We start from the raw sequence: 25,935 nt of genomic DNA, 5'->3' as shown, positions 1-25,935 counted from the left end.
CAGTTCTCTTGTTCTGACTGTCATCTGTTATTCGCTGCGGCCTCCTGCCGTCAGCTGTCTACTTTGAGCACTGCCAGGAAGGCATCCTGAGGCACTTCGACCCTGCCGAGCTGCTTCATGCGGCGTTTACCCGCTTTCTGCTTCTCCAGCAGTTTTTTCTTACGTGTCACGTCACCGCCGTAACACTTGGCTGTTACATTCTTGCGCAGCGCCTTGACCGTGGTGCGGGCTACCACCTGACCACCGATGGCGGCCTGGATGGCGACGTCAAACATCTGCCGCGGAATCAGCTCTTTCATTTTTTCCGCCAGGGCGCGCCCGCGCTGCTGAGCATTATCCCGATGTAGAATCACCGCCAGCGCATCCACCCGTTCACCGTTGATGAGGATATCAAGCCGCACCAGGTTTGCCGGGTCAAAGCGCACAAAGTTGTAATCCAGAGAGGCGAAACCACGGCTCACCGACTTGAGGCGGTCAAAGAAGTCCATCACCACTTCACTCATGGGCAGTTCGTATCGCAGGGAAACCTGCCCACCCACATACTGCATGTCCTTCTGGATACCGCGCTTCTCTACACACAGGGTAATTACGTTCCCCAAATAGTCCTGCGGAACAAGGATATTGGCTTCCACAATCGGTTCACGCATTTCCTCAATCATGCCCAGATCCGGCATGCGGGAGGGGTTATCCATATTGACCAGATCGCCATTGGTTAATGCCACCTCATAGACAACGGTTGGCGCGGTGGTAATCAGGTCGAGATTGTATTCCCGCTCCAGGCGCTCCTGGATAATCTCCATGTGCAGCATTCCAAGGAAGCCACAGCGGAAACCAAAGCCCAGAGCATCGGAGGTTTCCGGCTCATAGAACAGGGAGGCGTCGTTGAGAGACAGCTTGTCGAGGGCATCGCGGAAGGCTTCGTAATCATCCGAACTGACCGGGAACAGGCCAGCGTATACCTGCGGCTTCACTTTCTGGAAGCCCGGCAGCATGGAAACCTCTTCTGCGCCTTTGGCATGAGTCAGGGTATCGCCCACAGGGGCCCCGTGGATGTCCTTGATGCCGGCAACCACATAACCCACCTCACCGGCACGCAATACGCCGGTGGTCTTGCGCTTGGGCGTAAACACGCCGACGTCATCCACCACATGGGAACGACCAATAGATTTGGTCACGATCTTGTCTTTGGCACTCAGGGTGCCCTGAACCACCCGGACCAGCGACACAACGCCGAGATAGCTGTCGAACCAGGAATCGATGATCAGGGCCTGAAGTGGTGCTTCCACATCGCCTTCCGGCGGTGGCACCAGGCGCACCAGATCTTCCAGTACATCCTCCACACCGAGGCCGGACTTGGCGCTACAGCGGGTCGCGTCTGTGGCATCGATACCGATGATGTCTTCAATCTCTTCTGCGACCTGCTCCGGCTCCGCCTGGGGCAGGTCCATCTTGTTCAGCACCGGAATCACTTCCAGGCCCTGCTCGATAGCGGTGTAGCAGTTGGCCACGGACTGGGCTTCCACGCCCTGCGCCGCGTCCACCACCAGCAGGGCACCTTCACAGGCGGCCAGCGAGCGGGATACCTCGTAGGAGAAGTCCACATGCCCGGGGGTATCAATGAAATTCAGCTGATAGATTTTTCCGTCGCGAGCCTTGTAATCCAGGGTCACGCTCTGGGCCTTGATGGTAATTCCCCGCTCCCGCTCGAGATCCATGCTGTCGAGTACTTGCTGGGCCATCTCGCGGTCAGTCAGACCGCCGCAAACCTGGATAAAACGGTCGGCGAGGGTGGATTTCCCGTGGTCGATATGGGCGATGATGGAAAAATTGCGGATATGGGAGAGATCAGTTGCCACTGCGAGGATAAAACCTTTTAAAAATCAGTGAGTTAATGGGCGGCTGGGGCCGCGCTGTGGGCGCAAGTCTAACAGGTTGCGGAAAAAGTGCATCCAATCCCACACGAGCCCCCATTACAGGAGGACTCCGAGCCAACAATCCAGCACCGGAGCCCACGTGCTCACCACTATGTCCTGATTCAGTCTTCCTCGATCTGGATCGTGCGGAAGGTCGGCTGCCCGGCTCGGAAGAAACGAATCGGCAGTAGCTCACCTTCCGGCAACTTCTTCACAATCCGCTTGTAATCCGCCAGCGTCTCCACGGTTTCGAAGCCAAGCTGCGCAATGATATCGCCACTGCGCAATCCGGCATTGGCACCGGCCTTGCCCTGAACCACCTGCTTCACGAGCACTCCGGTTTCAACACCCCAGCGCTGCTTGAGGCTGTCCGGAATCTCATCCACCGCCAGGCCGAGGCGCCCACCGACATCAGGCGTTGCCGGCGCGCTGGCATTTTGCTGCGCGTCTTCGGACCCAGGCAACGCACCTACCGATACGGTCAACTTCCTTTCCTGGCCTTCGCGCATCAGGGTTACCGGCACTTTGTGACCGGGGCGGGTTTGCCCTACCACATGGGGCAGATCACCGGAGATCCGGATCTTGTGCCCATCAAAGCGCAGGATCACATCACCGACCTGAATACCAGCCTTGGAGGCGGGGGAATCTGGCTGCACCTGTCCGACCAGTGCACCGGAGGGCTTGCCCAACCCCATGGCTTTGGCCAGTTTCCGATCGACATTCTGAATCCCCACACCCAGCCAGCCGCGGTCAACGCGCCCCTTTTCTTTCAGTTGCGCCACCACGTCCTGGGCCAGGTTGGAAGGAATGGCAAACGACAACCCGATGGAACCGCCACTGCGGGTGTAGATCTGGGAATTAATGCCCACTACCTGACCATCGAGATTGAACAACGGCCCACCGGAGTTACCCGGGTTAATGGCCACGTCCGTCTGAATAAAGGGTACGTAGTTCTCCTGGCTCTCGTTGGGGATACTGCGCCCCATGGCGCTGACAATACCCGCACTGGCGGAGTAATCGAGACCAAAGGGAGAGCCGATGGCAACCACCCATTCACCCACTTTGACCTCTTCCGAATCCCCCCAGCGCACTACCGGCAGGTCTTCGGCCTCCACTTTGATCAGCGCCAGATCGGAGCGCGGGTCGGTCCCAATGACCTTGGCTTCGTATTCGCGGCGATCCGTCAGGGTTACCCGCACTTCACCCGCACCGTCAACCACATGGTTATTGGTCACGATATAGCCATCTTCGGAAATGATGAATCCAGAGCCCATGCTGGCAACCGGGCGCGGCTGTCCGCGGCGTGGTTCCAGCAAGTGACGGAAGATATCGGGAATTTCCTGCTGATACTGCGGCGGCATCGAACGCGATGGACTGCTGCGCTCAACGGTATTGATCTTCACCACAGCCGGGGAATTCTGCTCAATCAGCCCGGTCAAGTCCGGCAATCCACGCGCAGAGGCTGCGGTGGACACCAGCAGACAGAGAGCCAGCAAAAACTGTGTACAGCGTGTAACCATATTTGTTACCCCTAATAAGCCCTTCATACTAATCTATGCAAAAAGTTCGTTTACTGATCGGATCCACCCGGTGATTTGAGACTGGCCCGTCACGCGCCGGCCAGCATGGTGGATATTCGCCGACAACAGTTTGTTAGTTGGGATTTATTCGAGAAAGTTCTCAGCATCCAGTGTAAAACAGTGTTAAGTCGTCTATGAAGCAATCGCGCCAGCCGCTCGAGACCCGCCCCCGCACTGAGCGAGGCCAGTTTGACCACCGCAGACTGATCTACGGCCAGTCCGCGCTTGGCGCACCGCTGTTCTACTTTCCCGCTGACGCCTGCGACGGTCAAGCGGGGCTGGTGATGGCCGGCACTCATGGCGACGAAGTGGCCTCGGTCGTCGCCCTGTCCTGCGCCCTGCGCTCGCTATGCCCGGGCCAACTGCGCCATCATGTCATTCTTGCGGTCAATCCCGATGGCTGCCAACTGGGTACCCGTTCCAATGCCCGCGGCGTGGACCTGAACCGCAACTTCAGCACCCACAACTGGAACGGTGACGGAACCGTTTACCGCTGGAACAGTGCGGCGGAAGAGCGCGACGTCCGTCTTTCCACCGGGGAAAGTGCGGCGTCGGAACCGGAAACCCGCGCCCTGTGTCATCTGATCCGCGCGCTGGCCCCCACATGGATGGTCTCGATCCACGAACCGCTCGCCTGTGTTGAAGATCCATGTCAGAGCCCGCTGGGCCACTGGCTGGCGGAACAGCTCGAGCTCCCGCTGGTCACCGAGCTCGGGTACCCGACTCCCGGTTCTTTCGGTACCTGGTGCGCGGATAACGAGTACCCCTGTATCACTCTGGAGTTTCCGCCGATTTCCGCCGACGCGGCCAGTGAAGACTATCTGCCCGCACTGATGGAACTGCTGGTGTACCCCCATTGAGACCGGAGAATTCACCGATAACTGGCGTCATGTCCAGTACACTTTACCGGCTTCAAACCTGAGCGGTGACACATCTTTCGCCAACCAGGTCGGGCCATCCAGGTCGACAAATCGGGCGCGCGCTCCCAGAGGCCAGGCCGCCCGTATCGCCCTGGAGGTGCACAACATGCACCCCAGCATCAACTCAAACCCCTGCGTTTCAGCGGCGTCTGCCAGCAACAGCGCCTCGGTCAACCCGCCGGTTTTATCCAGCTTGATATTGACCATGTCGTAGCGCCCTGCCAGCCGCGGCAGGTCTGCACTGGTGTGACAGCTCTCGTCAGCGCAGATCGGCAGCGGATGGTCAAAGGTTTCCAGGAAATCATCGGCATCTGCCGGTAAAGGCTGCTCCAACATCGTCACCCCCAGGTCCGCCAGTTGTACGCATAGTTCCGGCAACCCCCTTTGCGACCAGGCCTCATTGGCATCGATCACCAGATCCGAGTCGGGCGCGGCGGCACTCACCGCGCGCACCCGTTCCAGTACCTGCTCCTGATCCAGCTTCAGCTTCAACACGCGCACCCCTTCGCTGACCGCCGTCGCAGCCGCCACCGCCATCGCCTCCGGACTATCGATGACCAAGGTTTGCACGGTAGGCAGAAACTGACCACTGCGATCAGCCAGTACCCCCTCTTGTGCACCCTTGCGGAATTGAAGATCCCGCAGCGCGCTGTCGATGGCATTGCGCGCCGCACCAGCGGGCAAAATGGCCTGCAGTGCATCGCAATCCATTCCGGACGCCAGCGCCGGAACCACAGTCGCAATTTCAGCCAACACGGACGCCGCACTCTCGCCATAGCGGGCATAAGGGGTGCATTCGCCAACACCTATCCGCCCTCCCTGGTCTTCAACCTCTACAACGACCACATCTGCCGTAGTACGCGCACCACGGGAAATAACGAAGGCAGTTTTCAGCGGCCAGCTTTCCGGAAAACAGCGAACCTGCAACATAGGGTGAATTCCGTTAACACACTCTCTCTTCAGTGTAGAGAACCCCGCGCTATCGCTGACAAAACCGCGGGAATCCGAAAGGAAAACAAAACAAGTCGGCGTGACCAGGGAGGTGACGGGAAGAGCGGAACAAGACAGGAGTAGCTGCCAGCCCGGAAAGGGCCTGGCGATACGATGAATGCTTTGAGGAGGGCTATTTGGGGGAGACTATCGTAACCACTTGTTCCGCCAGCGTAGTCGCACAGGGTGTTTGCCGTTCGATACGCAGAAACTGTGGCACCATCGCGGGATTATTCCGATTCCGCAAGCCATACCACCGCACGGCCAGCCCGCCCAGAACAAAACCGGACACGGCCCCCAGAATAGCGCCCGGCTCGCCCGACGGCCACCGATTGAAAACCAGGGATTCCCCCACCATCGCGCCCCCAACCAGCGCCAGCAATGGCAACAGATACACCACCAGGGCACTGACCGCGAGCGTATTTTCGTGGATACCAATCACCACGGTATCGTGCAGCGTGACATCATCTACTTGCGACTGGCTCGCAGGCACCCGCACCTGAGAAGCCTTCGACCAGAAGTCACCCAATAGGCCGGTACCACAGCCGGATTTTGCCGCACAGCCGTGACAACCGCTGCGCTGCACAGTCTCGACCCAGACGGCGTCGCTCTCGATCGCCACCACCCTACCACGCTCTTCAATCATTTAGGTTTCCACGCACGGATGTCCACCCGACTCTTGCTGGCACTGGTGTTGGTACTGACCCTGTTGCCCGTGGCGACTCACTTGACAGACACCGCCCGAACTAAAACCTGCGCTGTCTTTTCCGGGATTTCCCCGACGACAGTGACCGTATAACGTTCGCCTTTATCCTCCAGGCCATCCATGTATGCCACGGTAGCGCCGCGAACAGCGCGACCGGTAAAGCGCATTTCCGGGCCGAGGGATTGCACGAAGACCGTAAATACACTCAAACCATCGCTATAAACCAGCATTTCACCATCTGCAAGCTCCCGCGTAGCCACCGGCTTGTAACCCGGCGGCACCCAACGCAACTCCCAGCGACTGACGGTACTGCCACACCCCTCCGCACTATCCGATTCGCGCACTACTTCAGACTGAGCCTGCAGCGCCTTATCGGTAACCGGCTTCAGGTTCAACTGTACAAATTGATAACGCTCCAACACTTGGCCGTTGCTGGCCACCAGCATGGATTTCAATGGCAAGCCGGTTTGCTTGTCCAGACTGATGACCATCCCCAACCGGTGAATATCACGCGGGCGAACCTCAATCACTACCGTGTCGCGATCCGCTACACGCTCGGTGCCGCGCAGCAAAAAGTGATACAGACTCTGGACGTTTTTCTGGCCCATATTGGTCCACAGGCCCGCGCGCGACAGCGGACTTCCATCGCGCCGGCAGTGTGCTGTGTGCCCCCGGGAAACCAACTCTCTGGGCGCCCCACTCAGATAGCGCACCCGCTCCACCTGCTCGCCACTGCGCAATCCGTGCACCACTTCGAGGGTTTCGAGCATGCCTTGATGCTCAAAGGCCACCAGCCCACTGTACTCGAGACTGGTCACGGCTTCTGCGAGCTTCTCCAGCCATACACGCACTGACGCAGCGGTATCCGCTCCGGATTCCGGTAACACAGCTGCAGGCGCGGCTGTATCAGCAGGCGGCGCGACCGCCTCTGGCTCTTGCCCCGATTCAGGCTTCTCAGGCGCCGATTGATCTGGCTGCAACACCGGTACAGGAGTCTTTTCTGTCGCCCCAGAGGACTCGGACGAGCTTGTAGGGAGCTTTTCGGGAGCCTGCTGTGCCTGTAACGGAGTTGCAGGGATCAGGAACGACAAAGCCAACAGCACGCTGTTGGCTTTGAGTACATGCATGAGCTTCAAATTCGGCATGATCATTCTTAATTGGTTCTCGCCAAGCCAGCGCCCGTTCCGGGCCTGATTATTGACGTTAGTGGCACTGACGGGTGGCGCCTAGTGGTTCAGGCGGACAGTTACTCCGCTGGGCGCTCGCCATAAGAGGCTCGGGCATAAGGCAACATCCCCTGGCTACCCATCTGTGCGGCCTGCTCAGAGTGCTCGACCATCACCCGATTCAAGTGGCGCATCAACTCTGGGGACGGTACTACCTGTACCGGCACGCGCCTTTCTCCGCGCTGTTCGGACACCACCAGTGGCGCCGCAGTACCTACTGCCCGGGTGTTGAGAGACGGCACCGCAAATCCGTTGGGCTGTGGTGCAGACTGTACCGCTGGCTGCGCAGGGCGCTCGATCTCCGCAACCATTGCCGAGTTATCGCTTTCTGGCGCCTGCATCTGCTGCACACCAAGTACCGCCGCAAAAGCCACCGTGGCTGCAACGGCACCGCGGGAGAGCGGTCGCCACCAACGGCTGCGGGGCGCATCATTGGCCGCCTCAGGGACGGGAGATTCAGTGTGTGCTGGCTCATCGGCAATCGCAGCGGAAATACTGGCTGCCAACCCGAGATCCACAGGGGCCACCTGCTCATTGCGCATGGCACTGGCCGCCAACTGGTAGCGGGACCACCGCATGCGGACCTCTTCAGCAGCAGCGCCAGATTCACTGGCCTTTAACAGGCGTTGAACCTCCAGCTCACCTGCCTCACCATCCATTAGCGCAGATAGCGACTCATTGAGCCTCTGTTGATGATTCCCGTGTGTCATACGGGGCAACCCTCTTAAATGTGCTTCAAAGTATTTGAGTGCAAAACCGAGGCGCCAACTGTCGCCTCTTGTGTTGTCTGTTGAGACCACCCACCGCGTAAAAAGTTTTACTGCATACGGAGAAATCGGGGGATTTTTTACGGCTTTCGCTCAGATCACGACTCACCCACGACCATCCACCGGCTCAGGTTCACCGGCCATTGCCGCCTGGACCGCCCGGTCAATCGCTTCCCGAGCGCGGAAGATACGCGAACGCACAGTACCAACAGGGCAACTCATGACTTCTGCGATTTCTTCGTAGCTCAACCCCTCCATCTCCCGCAGCGTCACTGCGGAACGAAGATCTTCCGGCAACTCGCGGATGGCGCGATGCACCGTGGCCTCGAGCTGATCCCGGAACAACTGGTTCTCAGGGGTTTCATTGTCCCGCAGCAGATCTGCGCCGGAGTAAAATTCGGCGTCTTCCAGATCGACGTCACTTGCCGGTGGCCGGCGACTGCGAGACACCAGGTGATTCTTGGCAGTATTGATGGCGATGCGGTACATCCAGGTATAAAAGGCACTTTCGCCACGAAAGTTGCCCAGGGCACGGTAGGCCTTGATAAAAGCTTCCTGCACCACATCGTTTACTTCTGCATGATCGCTGATATAGCGGCTGACCACCGCCATGATCTTGTGCTGATACTTCAGCACAAGCAGGTCAAAGGCGCGCTTGTCGCCTTTTTGAACACGTTCTACCAGCTGGCGGTCACTTGGTGACGCCTGTTGCGCTGTCATCCCCTACTCCCACAACCGACCCCGCCGCATCGGAACGCGGAGCCGAGGATTATTCTGTTAAGTACCAGACACCAGAAGCCGGTCATAAGTTCCCCGGGCCATTGAATTTAATGCCGCCAGCGCTCTGCCAACCAGCAAATTTCAAGATCGCGTATACTACGCCCCCCTTCGGACTATGAAAACTCTATGAACGAACAGGAAAACGCACCGTCACAGGATTACGATGTATTGGTCATTGGCAGTGGTGCCGCCGGCCTGACCTTGGCTTTGCACCTCGCAAAGCGCCATCGAGTAGCCCTGTTGTCGAAACAACGCCTGCAGGATGGCTCCACCTGGTTTGCCCAGGGCGGCATTGCCGCTGTCCTGGATGAACTCGATTCGGTCGACGCGCATGTAGCCGATACTCTAGATGCCGGTGCCGGCCTCTGCCACCCGGACGCAGTGCGATTTACGGTGGAAAACAGCCGCAATGCCATTCAGTGGCTGATCGATGAAGGCGTCGACTTTACCCGCGAAGACAGCGGCGAGTACCACCTTACCAAAGAGGGCGGCCACAGCCACCGGCGTATCATCCACAGCGCCGACGCCACCGGCCGTGCGGTGCACAGCACCCTGATCGAACAGGTCCGCAACACCCCCAATATTGACTGCTTTGAGCACCATATCGCCCTTGACCTGATCCGCCAGCCAGACGCCAATACCGGCCGTTTTCGCTGCGCTGGCTGCTACGTGTACAACAAGACCAATGAACAGGTAGAGGTCTTCCAGGGCCGCGCGGTCGTACTGGCCACAGGTGGCGCTTCAAAAGCCTATCTGTACACCAGTAATCCCGACGGCGCCAGCGGCGATGGCATCGCCATGGCCTGGCGCGCAGGCTGCCGGGTGGCAAACATGGAATTCAACCAGTTCCACCCCACCTGCCTCTATCACCCCAAAGCCAAGTCGATGCTGATCACCGAGGCCCTGCGCGGCGAAGGGGCACAACTCAAACTACCCAGCGGCCAGCGCTTTATGCACCGCTTTGACAAACGTGAAGAGCTGGCTCCGCGGGATATTGTCGCCCGCGCCATCGACCATGAGATGAAACGCCTGGGGGCAGACTGCCTCTATCTGGACATCTCCCATAAGGACGCCCAGTTTGTACGCGAGCACTTCCCTACGGTGTATAAAAAGTGCCTGGAATACGGGTTCGACATCACCAAAGAGCCGATTCCGGTGGTGCCCGCGGCCCACTATACCTGTGGCGGCGTCATGGTGGATGAACACGGCCGTACGGATCTGGACCAGCTCTACGCCATCGGCGAGACCACGTTTACCGGCCTCCACGGCGCCAACCGGCTGGCCAGCAACTCCCTGCTGGAGTGCCTGGTGTATGGTCGCTCCGCCGCACTGCATATTGAACAGACCATCGGCAAAGTCACCCCGCCACGCCCCGCACTGGCCTGGGATGCCTCACGGGTAACCGATTCCGACGAAGACGTAGTGATTTCGCACAACTGGGATGAGCTGCGGCGGTTTATGTGGGACTTTGTCGGTATTGTGCGCACCCGCAAACGCCTGCTGCGGGCGCAACACCGGGTGAAACTGCTACAGCAGGAAATCCGGGAATTCTACGCCAACTACCGGATTACCAGCGACCTGATCGAACTGCGCAACCTGGCGGTCGTATCCGAGCTGATCATCCGCTCGGCACTGGACCGGCGAGAAAGCCGAGGTCTGCATTACTCGCTGGATTATCAGGGTCTACGGGAACTGGCCATGGACACCATCCTGGTACCGGAAAACTTTGCCGGCCAACAGCAATTTATCGAGCCCACATAAGCACGGGACTTCAGGTGGCGCCGGCGCGGGAATAGCGCAGCGCCGCCTGCAAGCGGCGCCAGTCATCCCCACTGACACTGTCCCGCGCCAACACCAGCTGTACCCGCCTGCCGTCCAGGTCGCGCCCATTAATGACAATCAGCCAGCGCCACAGTACCAGCTCACCGCGGAACTGGAATTCCCGCTGCAGCCCCCCTTGGCGCCAGAACCAGCGGCGCTCACGGGTGGTCAACCGCCCGCTGATGGCATTGAGGCGACGATATTCGGCTATGACGACGACAGTTGCGGCCACCAGCAATAGCACAAACACCCCCGGCGGTAGCCCGGCCAGGGCGAGAAAGGTGATCGACTGCAGCGCGGCCAAGGCGAGCAAGCCACGCAGCAACAGGGAAGGCGCCAGATTGCAGGATAACCTGGCGCTGCGCTCCGGATGAGCGCGAGGGGCGTTCTGGTGGGAGGGATTATTCCTGCAGGCCGGTGTTGTCACGGATTATCTGCACGATACGCTTGAGGTCTTCATCCTGCGGATCTTCGCGACGCAGGAACCAAGAGAACAGATCCTGATCCTGTTCATCCAGCAACTTGATATAGCGCTGCTGATCTTCTGGCGCCAGGGTCTCGTACACGTTCTCCAGAAACGGCTGCAGCACCAGGTCCAGCTCCAACATGCCGCGGCGACTGGCCCAAAACAGGCGATTGCGATCCATACTTCTTTCCAAATTGCTGTCGAAATTTCGCGGAGTATACCGCAACCTTGAAATCCTGCGGAAAATCCCCAGATACTCTTTTTCAGCAGATTTCTCAGCAGACTCTTACCAGACACCCCATTCAGACCCCCTATCAGGACCAGTGAGCGCAGTATGGATCAACAGCAGTGGCAGGACTTTCTTACCGGCATGGGCGCCCAGTGGAAGAACGGCGCCGCCCGTTTTACGGAAAGTGCCCACAACGTCGAGCTACAACAGGGCGAGCTACAACTGGTTGACCTGAGCCCGCTCGGGGCTATCTCGGTCACGGGACCGGACAGCCAGAAGTTTCTCCAGGGGCAGCTCACCTGTGATCTGGTCAACCTACCGGACGGACACAGCACACTGGGCAGCCACTGCAACCCCAAGGGACGGATGATCAGCGCATTTCAGGCCCTGAAAATCGACCAGAGTGAATTCATCCTGCTGTTGCCCCGGGACCTGGCCCCCATCGCGCTGGCGGCACTGAAAAAATACGCGGTGTTTTTCAAAACCGAACTCACCGACATCAGCGACACCTACCACTGGCTCGGCTTCAGCGGTCGCGAAGCTGGCACCAGTGCCAGCAACCTGCTGAGCCTGGCCCACCACAGCAGCGACGATCTGACTCCCGGGAAACTGGCTACTTTCGATCACAACGGCCACCGCGCCATCGCCGTCATGCTACAGGAGCGACAGGTGGCAATCGGCCTGCCGATAGACCAGGCCGCGGACCTGTGGCAAAAACTTGCAGAAAAACCGGCCACGCCCGGCAACTACTCGCATTGGGTGCAACAGCAAATTGATGCCGGCATTCCTCAGCTGTACGCCGCCACCAGCGAAATGTTTATTCCACAAATGCTGAATCTGCAGGTACTGGGCGGGGTCAACTTCAAGAAGGGCTGCTATACCGGCCAGGAAGTGGTCGCCCGTATGCAATATCTGGGCGCCGCCAAGCGTCGACTGTACCGGGCACGTATCGACAACGGCGAACTGCCCGCACCAGGCGACGAAATCTTTACCGCCACCGGCGGTTCCAGCGTGGGTAACCTGGTACTCGCCTGCGAAGGAGGATCAACGATCGACATGCTCGCAGTACTGACCAACCGCAAGGTCGCAGATGGCGAGACCCTGCAGCTGGCGGATGGACGCGTGCTGGAATTACTGGAACTGCCCTACGATGCCGAGGCGGATCCGCTGGCCAATTGACAGTTGGCTCCATGCTATTCATGGACCCTTTAACGGAAGCAGAAAAAGCCGAGTTTCGGAGTTCATTTGGAGTGAAAAATCACGTAACTCATTGACCTGAAAATAAAAAGGGCCTCGCGCGTGGTAAAGCGGCGCAGGGCCGGGCTTTCCCAGATCAGGTCGGCGAGTTCCGTGGCCCGATTGTATTGCTCTTTGATGGTACGGCGGGAATCTACAGCTCGCCGCGACGGTACTTTTCACCCAGGTCTTTGACAAGGTCTAGCATTCCAGAATCGTAAAGGAGGTTGTCTGCGAAGGTGACTTCTTGCGGTCTAAAGTGTCCCTCTAAACGCACCAATCGGCTTTTCCGGGACCAGTTAACAACAGCATAGCCACCTATACCAGGGCCCGCGTTCATCGCGCGCTCAATACAAAGCATCTCCCCTTCCACTTCCTCGTCCGGACTAGTCATAGCGCCCGCGTGCAGCCCACCTTCTGCCGGTGGTTTTTGGAATTCGGTGAGGGCCTTGGAAAACCATGGCAGAACCCCCAGTGGAAAATCGTTTTGGCTACAGGAATATATGAGTTTTCCATTTCTGAGCTTTCTCGGCTCTTTATCTGCTTGCAAAATAGACAGGTAGTCGCCTTGCCGAACGAGGACCATTATGTCGTCCTCGTTGGGCTCTATCATTCGGGCGAGTTCCACTGCTCCGGACGGAATCTGCTCATGGTGCTCGATTTTAGGTAACTGTTCTTTTACCGGGTATTTCGGTTTTTGTATCCAGCTCATTTATAACCCCTTGGAGACATAAGTTATGGCCCCGGCCTCTTCCAGTTGCTGCAGGTTGACCGGTTTTCGTTCAAAATTAAGGGTTTCCACCGCACCAAAGTTATTGTCGGATTCGGCGATGTTGTCTCTGGTTAGCCCATTGCCCTCGTAGTACTGGTTGTTTCCTACCTTGCTTTGCATTTCCATGCGTTGCTTAAGGAGTTCCATGTCTTCCAGGGAAAGGTCGGTGGTATCGAGGTATTCCCCAAATCTTTTCGTATCGGTAGACCAGGAGTTTTTGAGGAAGCCCCCATCCACCGCCGCCTGATAATGCCGCGTATACAGGTCCTGAAACTCCGGCGTCATCGCCGCATCGGTAAACTCCTTGGGGAATTTATCTGGCAATTCCATATTGGCAAACTCACTGACATTATCAAACGTGGCCGGTACGCTTTTAACGCCGGTAAGCGGTGCGGCCTTTTCGGCGTCGATTACGATCAGGGCGTATTTGTTTTTTGGGTCGTAGTCCAGCCCCAGTTTCTCTGAAATCACGCGCACATCGGTATCCGCATCTTCCAGCTGATCGAAACTGGTGGACCAGTACTTGGCGCCACTGCCGCTGACACCCCGCATGGGCGCGCCCAGTAACCCGGGCCCACCATTGAAGGTAAGGTAGCGGCTTTCCATAAAGCGTACCTGATAGCGCTCTTTGGAGACATCTCCAGCCTCCACCATGGCCTTCAGTTCCGCGTCGCTATATTTGGGCTGATAGCCGTTTCTGGCAATCTCCTTCTTCATGGAGTTGAGGCGCTCCACGGCATCATCGAGCGAGGCCGGCGGGATGCCTTTGCGCTGGCTGAAATCGGTCTTTCCCTTTGACTTGGGCTTGTCGCTTGTGGAGGCGGGTTCGACCGGTTTGGGTGCATCAGCCTCTTCCAGAACTTCAAAGTCGGCGAAGTCGGGCGCTGGCTTTTCCGATCTGCCGTGTCTTTTGAGGCTCCTGGCCTTTTTTACCTGCTCCCCAAATTCCACCAACAGCTCTCCCACTCTGCGAAAGCGGGCGAGGTGTCTGGTCTGCGCTGCCAGGCTGACCCCAAGGCCAGTTCCGGCGGTGATCGCCACCAGCACTACAGTAAAAAGTACCTCAAAGGCCGCGGCGCCCGCGAATTCGGTGATTTCGATAGGGTGCTGTGCTTTGACGTAGTCCTTTACGAAGCGGCGCAGGTCGGCCTGCAGGGCCGGGTCTTCCCAGATCAGGTCGGCGAGTTCCGTGGCTTGGTGGAATTGCTCCCGGGTGATAGCGGTGGGGTCGAAGCCGAGTACCTGTACCACTTCACGCTTTTCCGCCGTGAGATATTCATCCTGATAGGTGGCCAGAAAGCCTTCGCCTTCTTCACCATAGCTCTGCAAAGCCCGGTGACTGGCATGAATACCCCGAAGGCTGCGCTGCAGAGGGCTGATTACATCGTTGACCTCCTTGAGCCACTGGACCAAGTCCGCGCCCGCATTTCCCAAGCTCGTCAGAAAACCACCAGCGAGGATCAGTTTGCGGTTAATAGGCGTTTCCACTGCCATTGCACGCGCGTGCCGGCGGGCTTCAGCCATTTCCTGAACAATGATCGCGGCCAGGGCCTGACGAATCTTTACCCGAAGTATACTTCGGTTATCTTCTTCAACTGGTGTGGCCGGTTTGGCGGAGGCGATTTTGCTGAAACGCAGCTCGCCGTGGCGAATGGCATCGAGGATGATGCCCCAATGCCCGGGATAAAGATAGGAGGCCGCCAGACTTGCGGTGTGCAGCCAGTTTGGGCCCAGACGCTGCTCCAAGCTCTGGCGGGGTTCAATGTTGTGAGGGTGGAATATTTCGTATTCGGCTCTGAACAGTTGTCCTCCATCGATCCGCTGAACGGCCTCCACAGCCGCGAAATATTCACCTGGGTCTACAGGAAAGAATCGGTGACCTACCGAGAGATGGTACAAATTACCCAAGTCATCCGTGAGTTCGCAAAGAGACATTTCCTTATCCACTTGCAGTTCCGAAAGTGACCGCCGAGCCTAACTTAACGCTCCGGGGCAATCAACTCGCTACGGTTTACCCATCTGTCGGTGGTTTGTATTCAGCGGCGCTTACTTTAGGAGGCTAGTGGTCCATGCGAAGATTGAGGGGCGGAAGTACGCGGATCTATGACGATTTTTTTTTCGATCTGAACTCCGAAACTGGAGTATTGAGTAGCCACTCACCCCCGCAACTGCCCCAAAACCTCCCGAAAGCTGTTGAGCCCCGCCTCCAGGTTCTCGATGATTTCTTCCGCCAGCTCATCCGGTTCCGGCAGGTTATCGAGGTCGGTCAGGCTTTTGTCCTTCAGCCAGAAAACATCCAGGCTTGCCTTGTCCCGGGCAACCAACTCCTCATAGCTGAAGCTGCGCCAACGCCCATCTGTTCTTTTCTCCGGGTGCCATGTCGCTCTGCGCTTGTTGCGGTTCTCCGGCTTGTAGCACTTGATGAAATCTTCCAAATGCTCAAAGCGCAGCGGCTTTTTCTTCAAGGTGTGATGAATATTGGTGCGGTAATCGTAAAACCATACCTTCTTCGTCCACGGCTTGGGGCTGGCTTCGCGGTTATCGAAAAACAGCACGTTGGCCTTGACCCCATGGGCATAGAAGATGCCTGTGGGCAGGCGCAGGATGGTGTGCAGGTCGGTGGTTTCCAGCAGCTTGCGGCGAACCGTCTCACCGGCGCCGCCCTCGAACAGCACATTGTCCGGGACCACCACCGCGGCCCTGCCGGTGGTTTTCAGCATGGCGCGGATATGCTGCACGAAATTGAGCTGTTTGTTGGAAGTGGTGGCCCAGAAGTCCTGGCGGTTGTAGGTGAGGTCGTCGGTTTCCTGCTCGCCTTCGTCGTTGGTAAAACTCATGGAGCTCTTCTTGCCGAAGGGCGGATTGGCCAGCACATAGTCCACGGTGTCGGATGGCGGCGCCACCAGGGCATCGTTGGGCGACACCGCGCCCTCGCCGTCTATCTCGCCAATGTTGTGCAGGAACATGTTCATCAGGCACAGGCGGCGGGTATTGGCAACAATCTCATTGCCGGCAAAAGTGTCGTGCTTGAGGAAGTCTTTCTGCTCCCTGTCCAACTTGTGGTTTTCCACCAGAAAATCGTAGGCCGCGAGAAAGAAGCCACCGGTGCCGCAGGCCGGGTCGGCAATGGTCTTGCCCGGCTCCGGGCGCACGCACTCCACCATGGCCCGGATCAACGCACGGGGCGTGAAGTACTGCCCAGCACCGGACTTGGTATCCTCGGCGTTGCGCTCCAACAACCCTTCGTAGATATCGCCCTTGACATCGGCCCCCATCACCAGCCACTGGGTGCTGTCGATCATCTCGATCAGACGCGCCAGCTTGGCCGGGTCCTGGATCTTGTTCTGGGCCTTGGTGAACACCTGCCCCAGTAATCCTTTCTTTTTGCCCAGCGCCATCAGCAGCTCGACGTAATGCACCTCCAGCTCAGCGCCCTTCTTGTTCTTCAGGGTTGGCCAGGCGTACTTCTTCGGGATGCCCACCTCCCGCTCGTAGGGCGGTTTGGCGTACTCATCCGCCATCTTCAGGAAGATCAGGTAGGTGAGCTGCTCCAGATAGTCTCCATAGCCCACACCATCGTCGCGCAGGGTGGTGCAGAAACTCCAGACTTTGGAAATGATCGGGGCACTTGCGGGGCTCATTCGGGGTCCTTACTGCTTGCGGGCAAGCCACTGCCTGCCCTTTTTGGTTAATCGGTATTTCTGGGTGGGGCTGCGCGGGGAGTCGGGCTGGGTCATTTCCAAAAGGCCAGATTCAAACGCCGGTTCCAGATAGGCTTTGCTGAAATTCACCCGGTCTTTCAGGCCCAGGGCTTCCATCAATTGAGACCGGCTCATTTCTCCCGAACAGGCCGAAATCAAGGCTTCTACTTGCTGGGTTACTTGCTGGGTTACTTGCTGGGTTACTTGCTGGGTTACTTGCTGGGTTACTTGCTGGGTTACTTGTCCGGTGACTTCCCCGGTAAACCCCTCATGCACAGGCAAGCGAATCAAAAACGAGCTGCGCTCATCATCGCTTTCAAAGATCGGAGTAGGAGAGCCGTTGGCCCGCATGACCCGCAGAATCTTGGGAATGCCGGTGGAGCGGCCCTCGGTGAGATCCAGTTCCTTCAGGAACTGGCCAATGCGGCGGTTGCGGTAGCGGCGGCTGACGGCGCGGCCCGCCTGCAGATCCTCCATGCGGATGGAGCGATCCGGGCCGGGGAAGCTCAGCACCATCAGCTCCTCCGGGATGATACGCACCTCGATCGGCTCGCGGATTTCATAGGAGCGGTGATATACCGCATTTACCACCGCCTCTTCAATGGCCGCCAGCGGATAGTTCCAGAAGCGCTCGGCCTGGGGCCGGTCCGGGTGCTTGATGACGGTTTCCTTCAGGTAATTGCGGGCGATGTAATCCACCGCATCGCGGGTAATACGCCCCAGCGGGCCGCGAAACTCCTTTTCCTCGAAGCGGTCACCGCCCGGCCCATCGGGGAAATACACCACGTCGATTTGGGTGGCCGGGAAGAACTGCTCCGGGTGCTCGTTGAAAAACAGCAGCCCCACGTTCTTGGGGAAGGCCATCCCCGCCGGGCCACCCACCACATTCATGCGCCGCCCCAGCGCCTCGGCATCGAGGGTGGCGGCCTCGGCGGTCAACTCACTGCCGATCTCCTGGAGAAATTCGCGCATCAGGTGGGGTGACAGATCGGTGAGACTGGCCCCCTGCCGGTAACGGTCATCAAACGGCACCGTCGCCGCCAGCGACAACAGCTCCCGCTCGTCCGCCCCTTTGGCGCGCACGGTGCTGGTGTGCTTGCGCAGGTAGTACGCCCAATCCGCCTTCTTGTCACCCAGGCGGGTTCTGGCCTTGTAGGGCCGGGTTTCCCCGCCCGGTACCCACAGCACCAGAATCAGTTTGCCCTTCACCTCATAAGTGGCGGTGAGTGGATGATATGGTGGTTGTATGGCCGCATTGCCCAGGTTCAGCAGCTCCTTCTGGATGCCGTCGATCTGCTCTGGCTGTAAACCCACGGGCGGCCTTTCTTCCGAAATCAGGGGTTGCCCATTCTGCTCTTCGACACCCACCACCACATAGCCGCCGCCCAGATTGTGAAAATCATTGGCGAAGGCACAGATGCTGTGCAGCACTGCTTCCGGGTTCCAGCCTGTCTTGTATTCCACCCGCTCGCTTTCGATGGTGCGGTGGTGGAGCAGGGAGTCGAGGTTGATGGGGAGTTTGGAAGTCATTTTCTGGCTGCTCAAAAGTGATACTTCTCTCGCCGGCGTCTAAAAGCTTCTTCCGTGCCTTCCATGATATCGAGGACAGAGGCTGTAACACTCGCCTCGTCAAGTCCTCCTTGTGCGCGAACCGCCCCCTTTCCACCTTTGGCCTCAAGCGCATAAACCAACTCGGCATCACCGTTTACTGGCAGGTTGGCATTGTGGGTTGCCAGTATGATTTGACGACCGGCTTTCACCTTGCGAAGCATCGGTATCAGCTCCTTGAACACAAAATTTGAGTCCAGTTCATCTTCGGGCTGATCTATCACAAGGGGGCCGCCATTCTGAGCTAGCAGCAAGGCGAGCGCTGCGGTATTGCGTTGACCGTCGGAAAGGGAACCTTCAGAGATGCTCCCGGCAACTGAGCCATCAGATCGAAACAGTTTTAAATCAACGACATCCTTCACACGAGATAACCGAAGCTGGTCCCAGCTCTCTATGTTTTCCACGATGTGCTGCTTGAGGTTACCAGCCTGATTCTGAAAAAGTTGCTGAGCGCCCTCTCCGCCATTGTCATGGTAGAGATTTCTCAACAGTTCCCAGGGGGAAGTGCGATTACAGTCTGGTATCTGACTGAATCGGTCCATCAATGCCTGCCCTATATCGCTCCATGAGCGGGCCAGGGCGGTTCGACCGTCTTTAGGGCCAAAGTGACTCCATAGCTCCGAGAAACTAGCCTGGTCAAACTGATATTGCACCGTCACTTCTATGAACTTGCGCTGCTCCTCAGTCAGAACCGCTAGATCATTTGCGCGATTCGCAGCTTCAACCCGTTTTTGTAGTTGTTCCTGCCAAATTTGATGTAGTAGCTGGACCTGCACCTCGGGGTCGCCAGCCTCGTCTTTCAATCTCTTGATTTCAGCCTGAAGCTCAGTAATTTCTCTCTGCTTCTTGGCCCTGGCTTGATCAACTTCCTTTAAGTGCCCCACATCGTCAGGGGTCAGCCCCTTGGCGGCGCACGCCTGACTAAACTTGGTATCGGCCTGATCAAGATCCTGCTGGATCGCGCTCCAAGTAGGGTCATCGGCCTTGAACGACTCAACACTTTTCTGGTACTGCTCAACAGCTTGGCGAATATGCTTTGCAAGGCTCTCTTTGGCCTGTTTGACCTTCTCGTCAAGCTGCTCAAGCCAAGGACCATGGGGCGCATCTTCAATCTGAAACGAAGCATGGGAGTTCACTACAACGTCCGCGAGCTCGGCAACATCTGTGAATTGCCTCCCTTGACTTCCATAGAGAGAGTCGAGATAACGGCTTTCCGCCTTTAGTTTTTGGTGCCTGATTGCATCTGCCTGAATCTCACTTCGTGCTTTCCACTGGCGATCAAGCTCCTGATATTCTTGCTGGGATTTTTTGAGATCTTTCTCTAACGCTTTGGCTTGCCGAAGGTTGGAAAATGATGCCTGCATTTTAAGCTTCAGCTTTCTTTCCTGATCATCTAGATTAGAAAGTTCGTTTGTAGCGAACCCGTCGACCAGTTCCAACAGGCGCTGTGCCTGGGGTATCTGCCCGTCATCCCCTTTTTTTGACTCGGTGAGACGATTGAGCTGCTGTTGGCTGAAGAAGCGGATAGGCAAGCTCTGGAAGAACGTCTCAGGATCATGCATATCATCGCGTTGTACAGCAGGCTGCTCGTTTTGCCATACGATACGATCTTCCACGCCATCAGCGCTAACCCAGGACACTTCAAGCTCTGCTCCTGGTTGGTTCAGGGTGTCCCGAACCCGTTTGATTCGGCTTCTCGTGCCCGCATCAATGTCCTCTGGTTTATCCTTGCCAAAAATAATACGCAGGTATTCAAGCAAGGTGGATTTTCCGCTTCCGCGACCACCAATCACACAATTCATGTTTGATGAGAAGTGAATCTCCTGATCGCCCAGGAAAGCTACGTTCTTAATCGACAGAGACTGAATTACCGCTTGGCGAACACGATCGGCAGGATGTACATCTTTCACCACATTTTCCGGCAAAACAATGCGAGACTGGTGATCAAGAAAAGCCTGCCGAAGCGATTCTATGGAAGGGGCCGACATTTTTATCCAGGAGTATCGGTAACCAATACTGTTGGGTGTTGGTGCCTCTTCATGATCACAGTCAATTAGCTTCTTATTGTCCGAGGACATCAGCGTTGCTATCGGGCGTACACGACTCCACCCTGGTTGACAATCACCCCCTGACTTCAGCAAACGTTGATATCCCGCCGACATGAGGTGAACAGGTCTTGGAACTTCAATCGCCAGCAGTTCGGGATTGGTAAACTGATCTTGCTGCAACCAATTTGAAATAGATTCGTCATCGAAAATCCCATCATTACTCATCGCGTGTGGCATGATCACGATGCCACCATGCTTTTCTTGAACGATGCGCAATATGTCTTTGAGATTTTTGTCGGACTTTGCCAGTTGGCCGTCTGCTCCAACTCTTGGATACGCAACACCACACTCTGTGAGGATGGCATCGAGCTGGGCTAATTCAGCCTTAGGCTCAAACAAGCAGAGTATGTGAGCGCCACGCCCAACCCCGGCTGCTTCAAATTCAAATCCAGGAAATAGGAAGACGCTGTGGTTATGCTCGCGCTCAAGCTCCTCGAAGGCGGACTGCAAATGGGGAATAAAGTTCTTACTTAGGAAGTTGTGATCCGTTATTCCTACTATGTCCAACCCAGCGTAGTAACAAGCCTCGGCGAACTCCTTCGCTGCCACGGCTTCCTGGCCAGATTTAAGGCGATCTCCTTGCCAGTGACGAGAGTCAGCAGGCGTCTGCATCTGAAGATCACATTTCAGCCAACGCATTCCTTTGTAACACGGCGTAATCATTATTGTTCCTGTCTATATTTCGGGAGAAATTTGCCGGAAAAGGCTTTTTTCAGGATGGATTGTCGGAGAGCTCCGGCCTTGTCAAGTTGCGCCCCTATCTCTTCCAATGTTTTTTCGGCGGTAGAAAGTTTTTCGTCAAGCACAGTTACAATTTCCACCTGCTCATCCAAAGAGCAGAACGGGAAAGGGTATCCCTGTAACTTCTCTCCATTGATGTTTGACTGGTTGACACCATCTGTTTTGACCGTATTCCCGTATCCCTTCGCAATTAAAGAGTTCAGAAAATAATTAAGATACCGCCCATCCACGATACTTGGAATATGGTTCACCCGGATAAGATATCCAGCAAACAGCGCCTCCTGCTCACCTTTGTAGATAGCCGTTTTCCCCACCAGCTCTGGACTATTGGTTCTATTGAACAGAACGTCACCTTCTTGTAACGAGTACTTATCAATCTCTTCTTTATCAGATGTAAAGACCAAGTCAGACCAATCAATAATTCCGCCTCGAAGGTTTCCCATCCGCACGACAGGAACATCTCCCACACCAGAGGATTTAGCCGAAGTTCCATATTCAACCCCACAGGTCATCAAGCCAAGTTTTCCCCACATCCAACCTGGAGGGGTTTCTGGAAGCGAGGAAAGAACCTCGCTATCTAGGGTGGATATCTCTTTGATTTTTTTTGGTTTTGAGGGCTTCTTCCCCTCCTTGCCACTGCCTTCCCAGGCCTTAATGGCCCGCTTCCATTCTTCAAATTTCTGCTGGTAGCACTGTTCGCGCTCCTGCTGGATGCGGGCGAGGAGTTGTTCTGGGGATTCCAGTTTGTCGGGGTTTTGTTGGCGCCATTGTTTGGTGAGTTTGCCTTCGAAGGCGTGTTTTAGGACGGCTTGGCGGTAGGCTTTGAGTTGTTGCCGGGCGGTTTTCAGAGATTCGATGCCTTTGTCGAGTTCGGAAAATAGGGTTTCGATTTTGGCGACAATACCCTTTTGCTCATCAATCGGTGGCAATGGAACAGTAATAGTCACATAGTCTTTAAATTTGAGGTTTCTAAGATTGTTACTTCCTCCTTGATAGTCAGATATTTTTCCCGACTTGTAAAAGCTATGGAGGAAATAACTTAGATACTTAGGATAAACCATTGATGAAGGTCGAATAAGGCGAAAAAAGTTTGTGCACACCTTTTCAACACCTGGATGCTGGGAAAGTGCAGCCTTATCAATTAAGACAGTCCTTCCAACCGGCTGCTCAGGCCCCCCTCCAGATATTTCAACAAGAATATCGCCTTCAATTAGCGCTCGCTTCTCAAGGCTCGACTTCTTGATCTTCCTTAATGCGGCTGTTTGCCCTTTTTCCTCCTCCCATCTCTTGATTTCAGAGGCGCGAATACACCGAACAGCAACATAGTCAGGATCATCGAAAGATTCATCTTTCCCCCAATCGCCTCCCAAAGCGAAGGCAATAAGGTTTTCCAGACTTGTTTCTTTCCATCCAGCAGGCAAGCTTACCTCTGTCACGCCACCAACTCCCGATTCAATTCCTCAATCACCCCATCCATCTGATCCCCAAACAACTGATACATTCTCCCCAGGCCACCTTTGCTGTCAAAGGGCGCCATTTCCAGGTCGTCGCGCTCCAGGTGGAAGGAGCTGGTAATGTGATCGCGGATCAGGGTGAGCCAGGTCATTTGTTCCTCGTTGAATTTTTCGCCGGCGCCGCTGTGGCGCTGGAAGATCCAGCGCTTGAAGTTTTCCTTTACGGTGGCGGTGAAAGGGGTGATTTCTTTGTCCAGACCGCAAACTCGGCGGATAAGGGAGACTAACGCGGTTAGTTCAGACACTGGATTCCCGCCTTCGCGGGAATGACGGGTGTTGTCTAGGTGTTCGTAGGCTGCCCAGACTCTGAGCGGAGCCAGCTTGGGCCTGTCCTGTTGCAGGGCGTCGAGCAGGGTTCTGATCATCTCAAAAGTGACTTCACTGCGACGGGCCGGGGTCTGGAAGTAGATGGTCAGGGCTTCGATCTGGTCGCGGTTCTGGTTGAGATAGTCGGCAAAGTCCTGTACCAGGGCTTCGGCGTTGGCCCGGGTTTCACCGGCCCACTCCGCTTTCAGCACTTCGTCCAGGTCTTCGTGGACGATGGTCTGTTCCTTTTCGCGGCGGATAGTGTCTAGCAGTTCGATCAGTTCGCCATTGAAGACTTTGGCGGCCTCCCCTACCAGTTGATCGCGGGCTTTGTCCCGGGCGTCGTCGCCGGGGTTGCTGTCCGCCGGTACCCGGGCGATTTCGCAGGCTTTCTGTTCCACTACGTCCGGGTTGATGGCATTGAACAGTTCACCAACAATCAGGGTCAGTGGCGTGCCGCCGGCTTTTTCGCTGATGCGGGCTCGGTCTTTGTCGTCCAGTTGTTTGTCCAGGCGGGCCAGGCGACCGGCCAGGGAGGAGACGCTGTCCTCGTCGCGGGCGGCGCCCATCATTACGCCCATGGCCAGTTCTTTCAGGGAGATGCCGGGTTTGGTGATCAGCGGCTGGCTGGCGGTTTTTACGGATTGGGTAACGCCGATGGCATCGACGATGACGTAGTGGGTCTTGGCGCTGTTGGCGGAGGGGGTGACTTTTTTCAGGCCGTCCTTGTCCAGGGTGCGGGTGCCGCGGCCCTTCATCTGCTCGAAGTAGTTCTTGCTTTTCACGTCACGCATGAAGAGCAGGCATTCCAGCGGGCGCACGTCGGTGCCGGTGGCAATCATGTCCACGGTGACGGCTATACGCGGATCGTAGTCGTTGCGGAACTGGTTGAGCACGGATTTGGGGTCGTCCGCGTTGTGTGTGATCTTCTTGCAGAAGGCGTTGCTCTCGCCTAATTCCTCGCGCACGGTGTGGATGATGTCGTCGGCGTGGCTGTCGGTTTTGGCGAAGATCAGGGTTTTGGGCACTTCCTGTCGGCCGGGGAAGATGTCCGGCAGTTTGTCCCTGAAGGTGCGGATGACGGTGCGTATCTGGTCCGGATTGACGATGTCTCTGTCCAACTGCTTGGAACTGTAGACTTCGTCTTCGTCCTGGGTTTCCCAGCGGTGCTTACGGGTGAGGCGTTCGCGTTTCTCTACCTGTTGGCTGGCTTCGATCACGCCGCCGCTTTTGGTCTTCTGGGTTTCGATCAGGTAGACCTCGTTGCCCACGTTGACGCCATCGGCGACGGCCTTTTCATGGTCGTATTCGCTGACCACATTCTTTTTGAAGAAGCCGTAGGTGCGGTTATCCGGGGTAGCGGTAAGGCCAATCAGGTAGGCGTCGAAGTATTCGATCACCTGCCGCCAGAGGTTGTAGATGGAGCGGTGGCATTCGTCGATGATGATGAAATCGAAGAATTCCGGGGGGATCTTTTCGTTGTAAACCACCGGCAGGGGCTCTTTTTTCAGGCCCTTTTTTTCGGCCGGGTTGTCTTCTTCGGTGGCTTCATCCAGTTCTTCACCCTTGAGCAGCGAGTACATGCGCTGGATGGTGCTGATGCATACCTGGCTGTCGCTGGCCACAAAAGAGGACTTGAGCCGCTGCACTGTGTACAGCTCGGTGAATTTGCGGTTGTCATCATTGGGAACATAGGCCATGAATTCCTGCTCTGCCTGTTCACCCAGGTTTTTGGTATCCACCAGAAACAGGATGCGCTTGGCCCTGGCGTGCTTGAGCAGGCGGTAGGCGGCGGTGATGGCCGTATAGGTTTTACCGGAACCGGTAGCCATTTGCACCAGGGCGCGGGGTTTATCCTCCTTGAAGGACGCTTCCAGGTTATTGATGGCCTTGATCTGGCAGTCGCGCAGGCCATCGGTATTGAGCGGTGGCAGGCTTTTCAACCCCTCTCGCAAAGTGCTCTGGCTGTCGTCCAGGCGCTCCTGCCAGCGGGCCAGCTCTTCCGGGCGGGGGAAGTGGAAGATTTCCCGCGAGCGCGGGGCGGGATCGCGGCCATTGGTGAAGCGGGTGATGGCGCCAGTGCTCTGGTAGATGAACGGCAGGGGTGCCTTGTTGTTGATCCACTTGAGCCGGGCGTTGGCGTAGCCCTCGGCCTGCTCTTCGGCGCCAGTGATCTTGTGGCCCCAGTCTTCCGGTTTGGCCTCGATCACCCCCACGGCCTTGCCTTCGACGAACAGCACATAGTCCGCCGGGCCCACGTCGGTCTGGTATTCGCGCACCGCTACGCCGGGGCCGGCATGGGGGTTGAGTTGCTTCTTGCTCTGCACCAGCCAACCGGCCTGGCCGAGTTGGCGATCTATGCGGTCGCGGGCGCGCTGTTCGGGGTTCTGGTTAGGGGTTTCCGTGGCCATGCAAAACAGTATTCTTGTGACGTTATTCTCAGTTTGCCCCATAGGTTATGCGAGGCGGCGCTTTGGCGCAATTGGCCACGGAAAGTGTTATCGCGGCATGCCCCCTCCCTGAATCGTGCTAGCCGCCATTGTCAGGGGAT

20 protein-coding genes are annotated in these 25,935 nt (G+C 56.8%); 4 read left to right on the top strand and 16 right to left on the bottom strand.

From position 1 onward, the window contains the following. Positions 1 to 50: 50 nt before the first annotated feature. The gene (gene lepA, locus LPW13_RS05240) at positions 51 to 1,856 is read right to left on the bottom strand and encodes a translation elongation factor 4 (protein WP_230438380.1); all 1,806 of its coding nucleotides are present in this window, start codon (positions 1,854 to 1,856) and stop codon (positions 51 to 53) included. 179 nt (positions 1,857 to 2,035) lie between these two features. After that, positions 2,036 to 3,433 (bottom strand): DegQ family serine endoprotease, encoded by a 1,398-nt coding sequence (locus LPW13_RS05235; protein WP_230438379.1) that lies wholly within the window; start codon positions 3,431 to 3,433, stop codon positions 2,036 to 2,038. Between the two features lie 194 nt (positions 3,434 to 3,627). Here LPW13_RS05235 and mpaA point away from each other — a divergent pair, with 194 nt between their 5' ends. Beyond that, positions 3,628 to 4,353, top strand: coding sequence for a murein tripeptide amidase MpaA (mpaA, locus tag LPW13_RS05230; protein ID WP_230438378.1), 726 nt, complete (start codon positions 3,628 to 3,630; stop codon positions 4,351 to 4,353). A 27-nt stretch (positions 4,354 to 4,380) separates the two neighbouring features. Here the strand turns inward: mpaA and ycjG are convergent, their stop codons facing one another. The 5 genes from ycjG to rpoE form a co-directional block, all read right to left on the bottom strand. Continuing rightward, positions 4,381 to 5,343: an L-Ala-D/L-Glu epimerase gene (gene ycjG, locus LPW13_RS05225; protein WP_230438377.1), complete on the bottom strand. Its 963-nt coding sequence runs from the start codon at positions 5,341 to 5,343 to the stop codon at positions 4,381 to 4,383. 193 nt (positions 5,344 to 5,536) lie between these two features. After that, positions 5,537 to 6,049, bottom strand: a complete 513-nt coding sequence (locus LPW13_RS05220) for a SoxR reducing system RseC family protein (protein WP_230438376.1) — start codon at positions 6,047 to 6,049, stop codon at positions 5,537 to 5,539. 77 nt (positions 6,050 to 6,126) lie between these two features. Further along, the gene (locus LPW13_RS05215; RefSeq protein WP_230438375.1) at positions 6,127 to 7,254 is read right to left on the bottom strand and encodes a MucB/RseB C-terminal domain-containing protein; all 1,128 of its coding nucleotides are present in this window, start codon (positions 7,252 to 7,254) and stop codon (positions 6,127 to 6,129) included. Between the two features lie 101 nt (positions 7,255 to 7,355). Then, positions 7,356 to 8,045, bottom strand: a complete 690-nt coding sequence (locus LPW13_RS05210) for a sigma-E factor negative regulatory protein (RefSeq protein WP_230438374.1) — start codon at positions 8,043 to 8,045, stop codon at positions 7,356 to 7,358. A 162-nt stretch (positions 8,046 to 8,207) separates the two neighbouring features. Beyond that, on the bottom strand, positions 8,208 to 8,822 hold the full coding sequence (rpoE, locus tag LPW13_RS05205; RefSeq protein ID WP_230438373.1) for an RNA polymerase sigma factor RpoE: 615 nt from the start codon (positions 8,820 to 8,822) through the stop codon (positions 8,208 to 8,210). Between the two features lie 186 nt (positions 8,823 to 9,008). Between rpoE and nadB the strand changes: the two genes are divergently transcribed. Next, entirely contained in the window at positions 9,009 to 10,643 is a 1,635-nt protein-coding gene (nadB, locus tag LPW13_RS05200; protein WP_230438372.1) for an L-aspartate oxidase, read from the top strand. Between the two features lie 10 nt (positions 10,644 to 10,653). On the opposite strand, the gene LPW13_RS05195 is transcribed toward nadB, so the two are convergent. Together LPW13_RS05195 and LPW13_RS05190 are read right to left on the bottom strand one after the other, a co-directional pair. Continuing rightward, a complete protein-coding gene (locus LPW13_RS05195; RefSeq protein ID WP_230438371.1) occupies positions 10,654 to 11,130 on the bottom strand; it encodes a protein YgfX in 477 nt (158 codons plus the stop codon). Beyond that, the gene (locus tag LPW13_RS05190) at positions 11,105 to 11,350 is read right to left on the bottom strand and encodes an FAD assembly factor SdhE (protein WP_230438370.1); all 246 of its coding nucleotides are present in this window, start codon (positions 11,348 to 11,350) and stop codon (positions 11,105 to 11,107) included. Before LPW13_RS05190 ends, LPW13_RS05195 begins: the two co-directional genes overlap by 26 nt. Before the next feature lie 153 nt (positions 11,351 to 11,503). On the opposite strand from LPW13_RS05190, the gene ygfZ reads away from it, so the two are divergent. After that, complete coding sequence (ygfZ, locus tag LPW13_RS05185; protein WP_230438369.1) at positions 11,504 to 12,577, top strand: CAF17-like 4Fe-4S cluster assembly/insertion protein YgfZ; 1,074 nt, start codon at positions 11,504 to 11,506, stop codon at positions 12,575 to 12,577. A gap of 211 nt (positions 12,578 to 12,788) precedes the next feature. Here the strand turns inward: ygfZ and LPW13_RS05180 are convergent, their stop codons facing one another. Together LPW13_RS05180 and LPW13_RS05175 are read right to left on the bottom strand one after the other, a co-directional pair. Beyond that, positions 12,789 to 13,346, bottom strand: a complete 558-nt coding sequence (locus LPW13_RS05180) for a hypothetical protein (protein ID WP_230438368.1) — start codon at positions 13,344 to 13,346, stop codon at positions 12,789 to 12,791. Continuing rightward, positions 13,347 to 14,735 carry a hypothetical protein gene (locus LPW13_RS05175; protein ID WP_230438367.1) on the bottom strand — a complete coding sequence of 463 codons (1,389 nt, stop codon included), beginning with the start codon at positions 14,733 to 14,735 and terminating at the stop codon, positions 13,347 to 13,349. Positions 14,736 to 14,750: 15 nt separating this feature from the next. On the opposite strand from LPW13_RS05175, the gene LPW13_RS05170 reads away from it, so the two are divergent. Beyond that, positions 14,751 to 15,371 carry a hypothetical protein gene (locus LPW13_RS05170; RefSeq protein WP_230438366.1) on the top strand — a complete coding sequence of 207 codons (621 nt, stop codon included), beginning with the start codon at positions 14,751 to 14,753 and terminating at the stop codon, positions 15,369 to 15,371. A 191-nt stretch (positions 15,372 to 15,562) separates the two neighbouring features. Here LPW13_RS05170 and LPW13_RS05165 read toward each other — a convergent pair whose 3' ends face one another. Genes LPW13_RS05165 through LPW13_RS05145 form a run of 5 tightly spaced genes read right to left on the bottom strand, consistent with a single transcriptional unit; the run spans position 15,563 to position 25,795 of the window. Then, on the bottom strand, positions 15,563 to 17,047 hold the full coding sequence (locus tag LPW13_RS05165; RefSeq protein ID WP_230438365.1) for a class I SAM-dependent DNA methyltransferase: 1,485 nt from the start codon (positions 17,045 to 17,047) through the stop codon (positions 15,563 to 15,565). Positions 17,048 to 17,056: 9 nt separating this feature from the next. Continuing rightward, positions 17,057 to 18,637, bottom strand: a complete 1,581-nt coding sequence (locus tag LPW13_RS05160) for a Fic family protein (protein WP_230438364.1) — start codon at positions 18,635 to 18,637, stop codon at positions 17,057 to 17,059. An 11-nt stretch (positions 18,638 to 18,648) separates the two neighbouring features. Then, on the bottom strand, positions 18,649 to 21,486 hold the full coding sequence (locus tag LPW13_RS05155; RefSeq protein ID WP_230438363.1) for a TrlF family AAA-like ATPase: 2,838 nt from the start codon (positions 21,484 to 21,486) through the stop codon (positions 18,649 to 18,651). Further along, the gene (locus LPW13_RS05150) at positions 21,486 to 23,000 is read right to left on the bottom strand and encodes a restriction endonuclease subunit S (protein WP_230438362.1); all 1,515 of its coding nucleotides are present in this window, start codon (positions 22,998 to 23,000) and stop codon (positions 21,486 to 21,488) included. The genes LPW13_RS05155 and LPW13_RS05150 overlap by 1 nt, the downstream gene beginning before the upstream one ends. Continuing rightward, positions 22,997 to 25,795, bottom strand: a complete 2,799-nt coding sequence (locus LPW13_RS05145) for a type I restriction endonuclease subunit R (RefSeq protein ID WP_230438361.1) — start codon at positions 25,793 to 25,795, stop codon at positions 22,997 to 22,999. The genes LPW13_RS05150 and LPW13_RS05145 overlap by 4 nt, the downstream gene beginning before the upstream one ends. Positions 25,796 to 25,935: the final 140 nt, after the last annotated feature.

The sequence above is a fragment of the Microbulbifer celer genome, assembly GCF_020991125.1.
Lineage (GTDB): Bacteria > Pseudomonadota > Gammaproteobacteria > Pseudomonadales > Cellvibrionaceae > Microbulbifer > Microbulbifer celer.
The sequence above is the reverse complement of the archived record's forward strand: the minus strand, read 5'-3'. Positions and strand labels throughout refer to the sequence as shown.

Bases quoted from the DNA above. Each gene is read 5' to 3' on its own strand.
- ycjG (WP_230438377.1), bottom strand. From the start codon at position 5,343: ATGTTGCAGGTTCGCTGTTTTCCGGAAAGCTGGCCGCTGAAAACTGCC.
- LPW13_RS05210 (WP_230438374.1), bottom strand. From the start codon at position 8,045: ATGACACACGGGAATCATCAACAGAGGCTCAATGAGTCGCTATCTGCG.
- nadB (WP_230438372.1), top strand. From the start codon at position 9,009: ATGAACGAACAGGAAAACGCACCGTCACAGGATTACGATGTATTGGTC.
- LPW13_RS05180 (WP_230438368.1), bottom strand. From the start codon at position 13,346: ATGAGCTGGATACAAAAACCGAAATACCCGGTAAAAGAACAGTTACCT.
- rpoE (WP_230438373.1), bottom strand. From the start codon at position 8,822: ATGACAGCGCAACAGGCGTCACCAAGTGACCGCCAGCTGGTAGAACGT.
- mpaA (WP_230438378.1), top strand. From the start codon at position 3,628: ATGAAGCAATCGCGCCAGCCGCTCGAGACCCGCCCCCGCACTGAGCGA.
- LPW13_RS05215 (WP_230438375.1), bottom strand. From the start codon at position 7,254: ATGCCGAATTTGAAGCTCATGCATGTACTCAAAGCCAACAGCGTGCTG.
- LPW13_RS05190 (WP_230438370.1), bottom strand. From the start codon at position 11,350: ATGGATCGCAATCGCCTGTTTTGGGCCAGTCGCCGCGGCATGTTGGAG.
- LPW13_RS05235 (WP_230438379.1), bottom strand. From the start codon at position 3,433: ATGGTTACACGCTGTACACAGTTTTTGCTGGCTCTCTGTCTGCTGGTG.
- LPW13_RS05145 (WP_230438361.1), bottom strand. From the start codon at position 25,795: ATGGCCACGGAAACCCCTAACCAGAACCCCGAACAGCGCGCCCGCGAC.
- LPW13_RS05165 (WP_230438365.1), bottom strand. From the start codon at position 17,047: ATGAGCCCCGCAAGTGCCCCGATCATTTCCAAAGTCTGGAGTTTCTGC.
- ygfZ (WP_230438369.1), top strand. From the start codon at position 11,504: ATGGATCAACAGCAGTGGCAGGACTTTCTTACCGGCATGGGCGCCCAG.
- LPW13_RS05170 (WP_230438366.1), top strand. From the start codon at position 14,751: ATGAATACCCCGAAGGCTGCGCTGCAGAGGGCTGATTACATCGTTGAC.
- LPW13_RS05160 (WP_230438364.1), bottom strand. From the start codon at position 18,637: ATGACTTCCAAACTCCCCATCAACCTCGACTCCCTGCTCCACCACCGC.
- LPW13_RS05220 (WP_230438376.1), bottom strand. From the start codon at position 6,049: ATGATTGAAGAGCGTGGTAGGGTGGTGGCGATCGAGAGCGACGCCGTC.
- LPW13_RS05155 (WP_230438363.1), bottom strand. From the start codon at position 21,486: ATGATTACGCCGTGTTACAAAGGAATGCGTTGGCTGAAATGTGATCTT.